The sequence below is a fragment of the Agrobacterium sp. CNPSo 2736 genome (assembly GCF_004005385.1).
GTDB classification, from domain to species: domain Bacteria; phylum Pseudomonadota; class Alphaproteobacteria; order Rhizobiales; family Rhizobiaceae; genus Agrobacterium; species Agrobacterium leguminum.
In genome coordinates this window covers 57,799-69,399 of record NZ_RZTX01000012.1, presented here as the reverse complement: position 1 = coordinate 69,399, position 11,601 = coordinate 57,799, and the positions used below count along the sequence as shown (strand labels likewise).

The following is an 11,601-nucleotide window of genomic DNA, read 5'->3' as shown; positions in this document are numbered from 1 at the left end:
CGCAATGCAATTTCGGTTTAATTTGAATATAACTAAGTTTAAAGGCGATATATTGCTGGTTAGGCTTCTATTAGGGTTAATAAACCCCTTGTGGCAATTAGGCAACGTCTAATTCTAGTCACGTCGCTGCCCCAAACAATTCACATTTTGGCTCTTTGATCTCCGCATTCTCCTATCAAATTCAGTTTCCAGAGGGGCGATTAACCCGACGAGTTTACACCGCGTCTGAGAACAATAGTTTTGAGTACAGAGCGGTCCTGAAAGGAGAATAGCATGCGTATTTTCGTAGCAACCCTTATGGCTTCGACCATGGCAGCCGCCGGCTTTTCGGCTGCTCACGCCGCTGACGCCGTAAATGAAGTGCCGCAGGCACCGGTTTCCTACGACCAGCCCGCGCCGGTCAAGGATTGGTCCGGCGCCTACCTCGGTGGTACGGTCAATTACGATTGGGGCCGTTTCAGCTCCAGCAACGACGGTCGTGACGCCAAGGGCGCTGGCGGCGGTCTCTACGGCGGTTACAACTGGCAGAACGGCCAGCTGGTTTACGGTGCGGAAGCAGACGTCAACCTCGGCGACGAGCGCGGTTCCGCCGGTACGGTCGCAGGTCGCGCCGTCGAAGGCAAGCAGGGCGTCAACGGCTCGCTGCGTGGCCGCGTCGGTTACGACATGAACCCGTTCCTGCTCTATGGTACGGCCGGTCTCGCCGTTTCCGACAACAAGGTTCGTGACGGCGTCAACAAGGACAGCGCCACGGCTCTCGGTTACACGGTTGGTGCCGGTGTTGAAGCCATGGTTACCGACAACATCACCGCTCGTCTGGAATATCGCTACAGCGACTACCAGAAGAAGGACTACACGCTCGGCAACGACGCCTTCTCGCGTGGTTATGACGACCACTCCGTCAAGGCCGGTATCGGCGTCAAGTTCTGATCCCTCAAGGATCGCTATTGGAAAAGCCGGGGTTTTCGCCCCGGCTTTTTTGTTTTTCGGTCTTAAGTGTCGGGATGAATGCCCGGCCTTCCGGCCAGGCATTCGTCTGCATTCGCCTCAGGCGGCGGCCTTCATTTCCGCATAGGCTTCGAAACGCTTGCCGAAGGTTTCCGGCCAGGCGGCCAGCGCATCGCGCCCTTCGGCCCATTCGCCGGCGAAACGCAGGTCGAGATAACCGATCATCGCGGCAAGGGCGAAATGGCCGCCATGCAGCTTCTTGCCGGTTTTCGGCAGGTTGGTGTTGAGATAATCAAGCCCGCGGACCACCTTGCTCCACTGCTTGTCGATCCATGGCTGGTGGATCTTGTCTTCCGGGCGGTAACGGCGCTCGTAAACGATGGCCAGCAGGCAATCCATGATGCCGTCGCACAGCGCTTCGAGAATTTCCACATCCGTGCGCTTGCCGTTCTTTTTCGGGTAGAGCTTGCCGCCCGAAAGACGGTCGAGATAATGCATGATCGCCACGCTGTCATAGACCGAGCCGCCTTCATCCAGAAGCAGGACCGGAATCTTGCCGAGCGGATTGTTGTCCATCAGCGTTGCGGGCTCGGCATTGGTATCGACACGCACGGAGGTAATGTCGATGCCGAGATGGCGCGCGGCCATACATACCTTGGCGGAGTAGGGGGAGGCGGGCGAGTAGAGCAGTTCCATGGTCGTGTCCTGTGGGTTGTCGTCTGGGGACTGGATTAGTCAATAAAGCTGCATAGCGGTTTTATGTCTGGAAAATGTGTAGAAGAGCGCAACAGGGAACATTCGATGCGCTCTAGCGAATGGGGATGATTTCCGTGGCGTTGGCGCGGCAGCCCTTGCGGTCAAGCTCGGGGCAGTCGCGGAATGTCATGTCCCTGTTGAGGCAGATGCGCACTTCCTCAAGGCGCCTGCCGTCGCAGCTGATGGAGATGCCGCGTTTCGACAGGCCGGGATTGGCATCGGTGAAGGCGGTTTCTATGGCATCGGCGGAGAGAGTGGCGGCTTCGGCGCCGGAGGCGATCTTTCCCGGCAGCCGGATGGCTTCGAAGGCGGCCCGTGTCGCCGAGAAATAGTCCCTCTGCGACAGACCGGAGCAGGAGCCGTGCTTGCGCCACTGGTGGCCAATCAGGCCCATGGACGGCATGATATCGAACATGGTGCGGCCGATCGCGTCCGGAACACGGTCGGGCTCGCCGCTTTGGCAGAATTCGGGATAGCCGTTTTCGTTCTGCGGCCACAGCCCATGCACCACGAAACCGTAACGCCTGTCGCTGCCGCATTGCTGGCGGTTGCCCGAGCCTTCGGAGCTGGCGCAGAACGCCGGTGACCAGGAGAGCGACAGCACGTAAAAATCGAACCCGTTTCCGCGGGGCGCAGGGTTTTTGCCCGTCTCCTGTCGGGAAACGTCGCGCCCTGGAGCATCCAACCGGGAATTGCCGGCGGTCTGCGATTGGGATTGTGTCTGCCGGTTGCCGGCGGGTTCGGTCGGAGCCGGATTTTCCCGCGCGAACCACAATGCGCCGAGCGACAGAAGGCCCAGGGCGATGAAACCGGCATAACGCTTCATTCCGTGTACGTTCTCCGGAAAGTGGACGACCTCACATCGCCGGCGGGCGACGATCCGGTCTTACATCAACTTGTGAACGGGGCAAACCGCCAATCTTTGATGAAAAGGTTGAAAGCTTTGCCGCATAACGAATAAAGTCGAACGAATCTTCCGCAAAAGACGGAACAGGGCTGGGGTGAGGCTGGAGGAAATAGGCGGGCATGACCGCATGAAATTCAAGAAATATATCTGGCCCGTCGTTGGCTTCGCGACGATCGGTTTTTCCGCATGGTTGCTCTTTCACGAACTGCGCGGCCTGTCGCTCGATGATCTCTGGGACAGTCTGAAAGCCATTCGCGTGCGGGACTGGCTGTGTTCGGGCCTTGCAACATTGCTGGCCTATGCCGCGCTCGCCGGTTACGACCGCATCGCGTTGCAGCATCTTGGCCGCAAAGTGAACTGGTTCTTCATCACGCTCACCTCTTTCACCACCTATGCGCTGTCCCACAATGTTGGGGCCTCGGTATTCTCGGGCGCCGTGGTGCGATATCGGGCCTATACGTCCAAGGGGCTGAGTGTGGCGGAAGTGGGCGTGCTTGTCGGCCTTTGCTCCTTCACCTTCCTCATCGGCACGATCATGCTGATCGGGCTGGTGCTGCTTTACGAGCCTGACATCACCGAACGGTTTACCGGCATTCTGCCCGTCGAAGCCTCCACCACGACAGGCGTGCTGCTGCTCCTTTTCGTCGGCCTTTATATTCTTGGCAGCCTGCTCAGGCTGAAACCCCTGAAAATCGGTTCCTTCGTGCTGCCGTACCCCGCGCCAAAGCTTGTTGCGCAGCAACTCGTCATCGGTCCGATAGAGCTGATCGGGGCGGCGGGCATCATCTATTTCGCGCTGCCGGAAGCCGGAAATCCCGGTTATATGGTCATTCTCGGCATATTTCTGGTTTCCTTCTCGGCGGCGCTCATCTCGCACGCGCCGGGCGGCCTGGGGGTGCTGGAGCTGGTCTTCGTCACCGGCCTGCCGGACATGAACCCGGCGGACGTCATCGCGGCGCTTCTGGTCTTCCGGCTGTTCTACCTCATCATTCCCTTCATCATGGCCCTGTTCGTGATCCTGTTCTTCGAACGGTCACAGCTTGCGCAGGCGCAGAGGCGGGAAGGGCTGAGATAGCCCCCTCAATTATCTTCCGATTTTTCCTCGCCGCGCAGCCAGAAGGCGCGCTGCGAGGCGAACCTGTCCTGCGCCAGCATTGTCTTCAGGTAGGGCAGCAGCGTATGCAACTCGTCCTTCAGCGTATAGGGCGGATTGACGATGATGAGGCCGGAGCCGCTCAGGCCATCCAGCCGGTCGCTTCTGACGGAAAGTTCCGCGCACAGCATCTTCGGAATGTCGAAGGATTGCAGCCGCTCGTGAAAGTCCTTGATCGGAGCGCCTTTCTTCAGGGGATACCACAGGCAATAGGTGCCGGTGGAAAAACGCCGATAGGCCTTGTTCAAGCCGTCGGCCAGACGCTGATATTCATTCTCAAGCTCGAAAGGCGGATCGACGAGGATCAGGCCGCGCTTTTCCTTCGGCGGCAGATGCGCGCCGAGCGACAGCCAGCCATCCAGCTCGGTGACACGCACCTGGTAGTCCCCCTCGAACAGGCGCGCGAGCGCCCGGCTGTCATCCGGGTGCAGTTCCATGGCCGAAAGCCGGTCCTGCGGGCGAAACAGCATGCGTGCGAGTTTCGGTGAGCCGGGATAGAATTTCACGCCACCTTCCGGATTGAGTTCCTTCACGGCGTCAAGATAAGGCTCCAGCAGTTCGGCGATGGGGGCGGGCAGATCGGCCTCCATCAGCTTGCCGATACCGGTCTGCCATTCGCCGGTTTTCTGCGCCTCTTCCGAGGTGAGGTCGTAAAGCCCGATGCCGGCATGGGTGTCCAGCACACGAAAGGCCTTGTCCTTGTTCTGCAGGTAACGCACGAGGCGGGCGAGAACGGCATGTTTGAGGACATCCGCGAAATTGCCGGCGTGATAGATGTGGCGGTAGTTCATGGATGTGTCTCGCTTGCCGTTTATCCGGATGAATGATCAGGATGAATATTCTTGATGGACGTCACTTCGGCCTTTTTGCCGCATCGTTGATGCAATATACAAAAGACATGAACGTTGCGACCCCGATTTCCGCTGAAAAAGCCGCCCCGAAGTCCGAAGTCCGTATCGGACACACGGTCTGCCCGCATGACTGTCCGAGCGCCTGCGCGCTCGAGGTCGACATCAATGCCGATGGCCGCATCGGCCGCGTACGCGGTGCGAATGCCAATACTTATACCGCCGGCGTGATCTGCGCCAAGGTGGCGCGTTACTCCGAACGCATCTATCATCCCGGCCGTCTTCTGACCCCGAAGCGCCGCAAGGGTGCGAAGGGCGCCGGCGACTGGCAGGAGATTTCTTGGGAAGCGGCTCTGGACGAGGTGGCGGACGCCTTCGTCAAGGCCGAGGCGCGGCATGGTGCTGAGGCGATATGGCCGTATTTCTACGCCGGCACCATGGGACAGGTGCAGCGGGATTCCATTGAGCGGCTGCGCCACGCCAAAAAATATTCCGGCTTTTTCGGTTCGATCTGCACTAACATGGCCTGGACCGGTTATGTGATGGGCACCGGCGCGCTGCGTGGCCCGGATCCGCGCGAGATCGCCAAGGCCGATGTCGTGGTCATCTGGGGCACCAATGCGGTCGCCACGCAGGTCAATGTCATGACCCATGCGGTGAAAGCCCGCAAGGAACGCGGCGCGAAGATCGTCGTCGTCGATATCTACGACAATCCGACCATGAAGCAGGCGGATATGCGCCTCGTCGTCCGCCCCGGCACGGATGCCGCACTTGCCTGCGCCGTCATGCACATCGCCTTCCGCGACGGTTACGCCGACCGTGATTATATGGCGCGCTTCGCCGACGATCCGCCCGGGCTCGAGGCGCATCTGAAGACGAAGACGCCGCAATGGGCATCCGAAATCACCGGCCTCTCCGTCGACGAGATCGAGGATTTCGCAAGGCTGGTCGGCGCCACGAAGAAGACCTTCTTCCGGCTCGGATATGGTTTTGCCCGCCAGCGCAACGGCGCGGTCGCCATGCATGCGGCGCTTTCCATCGCCACGGTTCTCGGCTCCTGGCAATATGAGGGCGGCGGCGCGTTCCACAACAATGGCGACATCTTCCGGCTCAACAAGGCGGAGCTGATGGGCAGTTCTTACGCCGACCCCGAGGTGCGCCAGCTCGACCAGTCGCAGATCGGCCGCGTGCTGACGGGGGACGCGGAAGCGCTGCGCCACGGCGGCCCGGTGACGGCGCTGCTCATCCAGAACACCAATCCCGTCAATGTCGCGCCCGAACAGCGGCTGGTGAAACAGGGCTTCCTGCGCGACGATCTCTTTGTCGCCGTGCATGAGCAGTTCATGACGGAGACAGCCGATGTGGCCGATATCGTGCTGCCTGCGACCATGTTCCTCGAACATGACGACATCTACCGCGCCGGCGGACAGAACCATATTCTGCTTGGGCCCAAGCTGGTGGAGCCGCCGGAAACGGTGCGTACCAATCTCTTCGTCATCGAGGAACTGGCAAAACGCCTCGGCGTCGACCATATGCCAGGCTTCGGCCTTTCGGCCCGCGATCATGTTGATCGTATGCTCAAAGTCAGCGGCTGGGGCGATTTCGACACGCTGGCTGAAGAGAAGTGGATCGATGCGCAACCGTCCTTCGAGGTGGCGCATTATCTCGAAGGATTCGGTTACGGCGATGGCAAATTCCGCTTCAGCCCCGAATGGGCGACTGGACCGTCTCCGAACAAACCGCCGAAAAATATCGGTGTGATGGGGCCTGTTACGCAATTTCCGAAATTCCCGGATCAGGTCGACGTTATCGAAACCGTGGACGGTGACCATCCTTTCCGGCTGGCGACATCGCCGGCACGCAACTTCCTGAACTCCACCTTCGCGGAAACCAAGACCTCCGTGCAGAAGGAAGGCCGCCCGGAATTGATGATCTGTCCCGAAGATGCGAGCGGCAACGGCATCGCCGATGGCGACATCGTCCGCATCGGCAATGGCCGCGGCGAAGTGCGTCTCCATGCGAAAATCGTGGAGGGTGCAAGACCGGGTGTGCTGATCGCCGAAGGGCTGTGGCCAAACAGGGCGCATCTGGATGGCGAAGGCATCAATGTGCTGACCGGCGCCGATGCCGTCGCCCCCTATGGCGGTGCGGCTTTTCACGACAACAAGGTGTGGCTCCGCCGCGATGACGGGACTCGCGAGGCTTGATATTGCGCCGCAACACGGGCAGGCTGAAATTCCACGACAGGCAAGGACATATCCGGTGACACAGACGCAGGCGAAAAACGTTCCGGCCGACACGGATGCGGGCAGAATCCGGCTGGTGGAAAAAGAAACCGTCTGGAAGGGCTTCGTGCATATGCAGAAGCTCGTTTTCGACCAGCGCATGCCGGATGGCAAAACCATCCGTATCGTCCGGGAAGTCCACGACCATGGCAGCGCCGCCGCCATTCTCCTTTATGACCCGAAGCGCGACAGCGTGGTGATGGTGCGCCAGTTCCGCCCCGCCGCCTTCGTGAACGGCGATCAAAGCTTCATGATCGAGGTGCCTGCGGGGCTTCTCGACGACGACGACGCGGCCGTCGCCATTCGCCGTGAGGCAATGGAAGAATCCGGCTACGCCGTCGAAAAGGTCGACTATCTGTTCGATATGTATGCCAGCCCCGGTACGCTGACGGAAAAGGTCAGCCTCTTCGTCGCCCGCATCGATCTTGACGTGCAGGCCGGCAGCGGCGGTGGACTGGAGGACGAAGGCGAGGATCTGGAGGTTCTGACCTACCGGCTGGATGAAGCCTTCGCGATGATCGCATCGGGTGAAATCACCGATGCCAAGACGATCATTCTGCTGCAATGGGCGATGTTAAATCGTGCCGGACTCGGAAAGTGACGGTCAAGGCCTTCGTAGTGGACGCGGTTACTTGCGCCCTACATTTTTCCATTTAGTGACCTGATCCGCGGTTGCTTGTTTTCGTTGTGCCCGCTCTTTCCTTATCTTGGCGATGAGACTTCGCCGGGCTTGGGAATGAATTGTCTTCACAACACGCACGGCGACCTCCTTTCCAAGTATGATATAATTGCAGCTCAGCCTCGCCTATATTTTTACGAGAATAGGAGAGGAGTTGGCTTGGTCACTGGGCTTATTACCACGAATGGCACTGCCGAATCAAAACCTGCCTTTCACACCCATCCCCACGAAAATCGACTGCAAGTCACCGCCGCCGGCATTCTTTTCCGATGACAGGTTTCCGGCGCCTGCGCCGCTGTAGTGGGTGTCTCCGCGCCCGAGGCTGGTATAGTCATATGCGCCGTCGAGATAGATCGAGGCATTCTCGGTCAGGTCATAGGCGACGCCGGCCTTCACCCCGAACATGCCGGCGACGTCGAATTTGTCGGTAAAGCGCATGTCGCGCAGCCAGTGATCGTCGGTCGCCTTGCCGTAGACCATGGCGCCGCCTTCGAGGCCCAGATTGAGTGACCAGTTGCCGAACCTCTGGCCGCCCGTCAGGTTGCCGTAGAAAACCGGGATTTGCTGGCGATAGGTGATCCCCTTGAGGCCATCCTTGAATTTGCCGGAGAAATCGCGGGGGGAGAAAACGCTGTAAACGGCGTTGCCGCCATAAGCGGACCATTGAACATCCGTATAACGAAAACCGACGCCGGCGCTGAGATATTGCTGCGGATCGTCCAGTAACATGCGATTGAGCTCGAGGTTTCCCGAAAAATAATGGTCGAGCCGCGTATCGTCATGCTGGGAACGGTGGCTCCAATTGTCCTTGGAGCTATCTCTGGAAAAAGGCCAAACCCAGTCATAGTCGGTCATGTAGCCGTCGCCCTCGAAGCCGACGCGGCCTTCCGCCTTGACGCGCCAGCCGGGCGCAAGTTCAAGCCCGAGCGAGCCGCGCAATGCCACGGCGTTTTTGGTTTCCCATTCGAGTTCGCTCAGCTTGCGCCCACCGATATGGACGGTTTCGGTCGCTCGAAGATTGAGAACGCCGGCATCCACTGAGGCTGTAATGCCGCTTTGCTCAGCCGCGACGGGCAGACTGGCACCCGCCAGCAGAACAACCGAAAGCGGCAGGGAAAATCTCGAAAATGGCATAATCGCTCCTGAATGACCGGAGGGCCCGAAATAAGGGCCGTTGCGGGCATTAAAGATGATTATGGTAAACGATCGGTTTATTTTCCAAAAAATACCACTATGAGTGTATTTTGTACTTTAGTTATAGCTTTATCAGAAGGCGGATATGAGGTTGGAATACTCAGTTTTACTTTCGCCATCCGTGGAGACCGCCTTGCCGTCTTCCATCCGAACCTTGCCTTCGGCAAGCCGCTTCAGGGTAAGCGGGTAGAGCTGATGCTCGACAGTCAGGATCCGCGCCGCCAGAGTTTCGGCCGTATCACCGGAAATGACCGGCACCGCACCCTGCGCGATGGTCGGACCTTCATCCATGCCTTCGGTGACGAAATGCACGGTGCAGCCGGAAATCTTCATGCCGCTGTCGATGGCGCGCTGATGGGTGTTGAGGCCGGGGAAAAGCGGCAGCAGGGAAGGGTGGATATTGATGATGCGCCCTTCATAGGGAGCAATGAAATCCCCCGATATCAGCCGCATGTAGCCGGCAAGACAAATGATATCGGGCGCGATTTCACCAAGTGCGGCCAGAATGGCGCCCTCATGCTCGGCCTTGCTGGCATAGGTCTTGCGTTCGAAGACCAGCGTGGGAATGCCCATGCTCCGTGCCTTTTCCAGCCCGCCCGCAGACGCCTTGTCCGAGATGACGCAGACGATTTCCGCCGGAAAATCCGCCGCCTGACAGGCCTTGGCCAGCGACACCATGTTGGAGCCGCTGCCGGAAATGAAAACGACGACGCGTTTGCGGCCGGACGGGAAGGCGGCGCTCATCATAGGCCGAGAGCGCCCTTGTAGATGGTGCCATGCGCGCCTTCTTCGCGGGCGACCATGCGGCCGAGCGGGAAGACGGTTTCACCTTCGGCAGTCAGAACCTCGGTGACCTTTTCGGCATTTTCAGCCGAAACGACGACGATCATGCCGACGCCGCAATTGAAGGTGCGCAGCATTTCTTTCGCTTCAACGCCGCCGGCTTTCGCCAGCCACGAGAAGACGGCGGGAACCTTGATCGCATCGAGATCGATCTCGGCGGCGAGATGCTTGGGCAGAACGCGCGGAATATTCTCCGGGAAACCGCCGCCGGTAATATGCGCCAGCGCCTTCAGCGCGCCGGTCTCGCGGATCGCTTTCAAAAGCGGCTTCACATAGATGCGGGTCGGCGTCAGCAGCGCTTCGCCGAGCTTCTTGCCGTCCGCGAAGGGGGCAGGCGCGCTCCAGTCGAGACCGGAGATCGACACGATCTTGCGCACCAGCGAAAAGCCGTTGGAGTGAACACCGGAAGAGGAGAGGCCGAGAATGACGTCGCCTTCGGAAATGTCGCCGGCCGGCAGAAGCTGGCCGCGTTCGGCCGCACCCACGGCAAAGCCCGCGAGATCGTAATCGCCATCGGAATACATGCCGGGCATTTCAGCGGTTTCTCCGCCGATCAGCGCACAGCCGGATTCGCGGCAGCCGGCGGCGATGCCGGAAACGATGGCTGCACCCTGGTCCGGGTCCAGCTTGCCGGTGGCGAAATAATCGAGGAAGAACAGCGGTTCTGCGCCCTGGACGACGAGATCGTTGACGCACATGGCGACGAGATCGATACCGACGGTGTCGTGATAGTCAGCATCGATGGCGATCTTCAGCTTGGTGCCGACGCCGTCATTGGCGGCCACCAGAACCGGATCGGTGAAGCCCGCGGCTTTCAGATCGAACAGGCCGCCGAAGCCGCCGATTTCGCCATCCGCGCCGGGACGCCGCGTGGAGCGCACCGCCGGTTTGATCTTTTCGACCATCAGGTTGCCGGCGTCGATATCCACACCTGCATCACTATAGGTAAGACCGTTCTTGCCCGACTGGCTCATGGCTCTCGTCTCCGCTGGTTCCTTTGGCGTCGCCATTCGCACGGGACGGGGCCTGATGCAAGGGTTTGAGTGGCAAAAGCTCCGGTTTTTAACGGCTTTGGCGGGGCTTGCCGGATTGGCTGCTCACGATGGCTGCGGCGCGGCGCGACAGACGAGATTGAGCAGGCCGTCATTGGAAGTATCGGAATTTTCCTCTATCGGCCGTCCGTTCTCGCCATAACGTGCGGCGATCTCGAAGCCCGCCGCTTCCAGCTGGCGGGTCTGGGCGGCAAGGTCGATGAAATAAAACAGGCCGCTCCAGCGGTGCGCCTGATCCGCGAGGATGGCATATTCCGGTGTCCGCCGTGTCGAAGGTTGCAGTCGCAGATAGTTGATCCAGCTTTGCGGATGCAGCGAATTCACCACCTCGCGCGGGTGCCAGGAGCGGCGGTGCAGCGGCATGCCGCCGGCCCGCTTCCATTGGCGATTGTGAAACGAAAAGATGAAATATCCACCAGGTGCGAGGATGCTTCGCACGGCATGGATGATGGCAAGCCGGTCCTCGTGGTCGAAGGCGCTTAGAATCGCGAGCGCGCCGAGCACGCAATCGAAACGCTCCGCGCCGAACTGGCCGATCGCCCGCACATCCATGTCGAGAAACGTGGCGGCTGGAAAATTGCGCCGCGCCAGCGCAAGCATCGGCTGCGAACGGTCAATGCCGATATAGTCTCCCACCAGCGGCAGAAGCGGCTTCGTCGTTCGTCCGGTGCCGACGCCGAGGTCAAGCAGCCGCTTGCCCGCATAGGCATGGCGGAACTGGTCGAGAATGATGCGTTCGGCCGGGTAAAGCTGCTGGTTGTCATACCATTCGGCAACTTCGGGATTATCGAAGAGACCGGCATTATATTCCGCGATGCCATTTTCACTGGTGCTTTGCATCGTGCCCCCCGGCCGCCGGACATGAAGGAGCGTCGTTGGCCCGCCCGGCAATATTTGATAGTTGTCTAATATTTGCCGCCGGTCAACCTGCCGTTG

General features: G+C 59.7%; 11 protein-coding genes. 4 read left to right on the top strand and 7 right to left on the bottom strand.

Going from position 1 to position 11,601, the window contains the following annotated elements; translation table 11 throughout:
• Positions 1-273: 273 nt before the first annotated feature.
• The gene (locus tag EM858_RS18740) at positions 274-930 is read left to right on the top strand and encodes an outer membrane protein (RefSeq protein WP_035261664.1); all 657 of its coding nucleotides are present in this window, start codon (positions 274-276) and stop codon (positions 928-930) included.
• A gap of 117 nt (positions 931-1,047) precedes the next feature.
• On the opposite strand, the gene EM858_RS18735 is transcribed toward EM858_RS18740, so the two are convergent.
• The gene (locus tag EM858_RS18735; protein WP_127757592.1) at positions 1,048-1,644 is read right to left on the bottom strand and encodes a glutathione S-transferase; all 597 of its coding nucleotides are present in this window, start codon (positions 1,642-1,644) and stop codon (positions 1,048-1,050) included.
• A 112-nt stretch (positions 1,645-1,756) separates the two neighbouring features.
• Positions 1,757-2,530 carry a ribonuclease gene (locus EM858_RS18730; protein ID WP_127757591.1) on the bottom strand — a complete coding sequence of 258 codons (774 nt, stop codon included), beginning with the start codon at positions 2,528-2,530 and terminating at the stop codon, positions 1,757-1,759.
• 208 nt (positions 2,531-2,738) lie between these two features.
• On the opposite strand from EM858_RS18730, the gene EM858_RS18725 reads away from it, so the two are divergent.
• Positions 2,739-3,686 carry a lysylphosphatidylglycerol synthase domain-containing protein gene (locus EM858_RS18725; RefSeq protein ID WP_003520764.1) on the top strand — a complete coding sequence of 316 codons (948 nt, stop codon included), beginning with the start codon at positions 2,739-2,741 and terminating at the stop codon, positions 3,684-3,686.
• A gap of 5 nt (positions 3,687-3,691) precedes the next feature.
• On the opposite strand, the gene EM858_RS18720 is transcribed toward EM858_RS18725, so the two are convergent.
• Positions 3,692-4,555, bottom strand: a complete 864-nt coding sequence (locus EM858_RS18720) for a 23S rRNA (adenine(2030)-N(6))-methyltransferase RlmJ (RefSeq protein WP_127757590.1) — start codon at positions 4,553-4,555, stop codon at positions 3,692-3,694.
• A gap of 41 nt (positions 4,556-4,596) precedes the next feature.
• Here EM858_RS18720 and EM858_RS18715 point away from each other — a divergent pair, with 41 nt between their 5' ends.
• Together EM858_RS18715 and EM858_RS18710 are read left to right on the top strand one after the other, a co-directional pair.
• Positions 4,597-6,819 carry a molybdopterin oxidoreductase family protein gene (locus EM858_RS18715; RefSeq protein ID WP_164865479.1) on the top strand — a complete coding sequence of 741 codons (2,223 nt, stop codon included), beginning with the start codon at positions 4,597-4,599 and terminating at the stop codon, positions 6,817-6,819.
• 55 nt (positions 6,820-6,874) lie between these two features.
• Positions 6,875-7,498 (top strand): NUDIX domain-containing protein, encoded by a 624-nt coding sequence (locus EM858_RS18710; RefSeq protein WP_127757589.1) that lies wholly within the window; start codon positions 6,875-6,877, stop codon positions 7,496-7,498.
• Positions 7,499-7,774: 276 nt separating this feature from the next.
• Here the strand turns inward: EM858_RS18710 and EM858_RS18705 are convergent, their stop codons facing one another.
• The 4 genes from EM858_RS18705 to EM858_RS18690 all read right to left on the bottom strand — a co-directional run bounded on the left by EM858_RS18705 (position 7,775) and on the right by EM858_RS18690 (position 11,505).
• Positions 7,775-8,710, bottom strand: coding sequence for an omptin family outer membrane protease (locus EM858_RS18705; protein ID WP_127757588.1), 936 nt, complete (start codon positions 8,708-8,710; stop codon positions 7,775-7,777).
• A 132-nt stretch (positions 8,711-8,842) separates the two neighbouring features.
• Entirely contained in the window at positions 8,843-9,517 is a 675-nt protein-coding gene (purN, locus tag EM858_RS18700) for a phosphoribosylglycinamide formyltransferase (RefSeq protein ID WP_127757587.1), read from the bottom strand.
• Positions 9,514-10,587: a phosphoribosylformylglycinamidine cyclo-ligase gene (gene purM, locus EM858_RS18695; RefSeq protein ID WP_127757586.1), complete on the bottom strand. Its 1,074-nt coding sequence runs from the start codon at positions 10,585-10,587 to the stop codon at positions 9,514-9,516. The genes purN and purM overlap by 4 nt, the downstream gene beginning before the upstream one ends.
• 123 nt (positions 10,588-10,710) lie before the next feature.
• The gene (locus tag EM858_RS18690) at positions 10,711-11,505 is read right to left on the bottom strand and encodes a class I SAM-dependent methyltransferase (protein WP_020811533.1); all 795 of its coding nucleotides are present in this window, start codon (positions 11,503-11,505) and stop codon (positions 10,711-10,713) included.
• Positions 11,506-11,601: the final 96 nt, after the last annotated feature.

Bases quoted from the DNA above. Each gene is read 5' to 3' on its own strand.
- EM858_RS18730 (WP_127757591.1), bottom strand. From the start codon at position 2,530: ATGAAGCGTTATGCCGGTTTCATCGCCCTGGGCCTTCTGTCGCTCGGC.
- EM858_RS18735 (WP_127757592.1), bottom strand. From the start codon at position 1,644: ATGGAACTGCTCTACTCGCCCGCCTCCCCCTACTCCGCCAAGGTATGT.
- EM858_RS18715 (WP_164865479.1), top strand. From the start codon at position 4,597: ATGAATATTCTTGATGGACGTCACTTCGGCCTTTTTGCCGCATCGTTG.
- EM858_RS18725 (WP_003520764.1), top strand. From the start codon at position 2,739: ATGAAATTCAAGAAATATATCTGGCCCGTCGTTGGCTTCGCGACGATC.
- EM858_RS18740 (WP_035261664.1), top strand. From the start codon at position 274: ATGCGTATTTTCGTAGCAACCCTTATGGCTTCGACCATGGCAGCCGCC.
- purN (WP_127757587.1), bottom strand. From the start codon at position 9,517: ATGATGAGCGCCGCCTTCCCGTCCGGCCGCAAACGCGTCGTCGTTTTC.
- EM858_RS18690 (WP_020811533.1), bottom strand. From the start codon at position 11,505: ATGCAAAGCACCAGTGAAAATGGCATCGCGGAATATAATGCCGGTCTC.
- EM858_RS18705 (WP_127757588.1), bottom strand. From the start codon at position 8,710: ATGCCATTTTCGAGATTTTCCCTGCCGCTTTCGGTTGTTCTGCTGGCG.
- purM (WP_127757586.1), bottom strand. From the start codon at position 10,587: ATGAGCCAGTCGGGCAAGAACGGTCTTACCTATAGTGATGCAGGTGTG.
- EM858_RS18720 (WP_127757590.1), bottom strand. From the start codon at position 4,555: ATGAACTACCGCCACATCTATCACGCCGGCAATTTCGCGGATGTCCTC.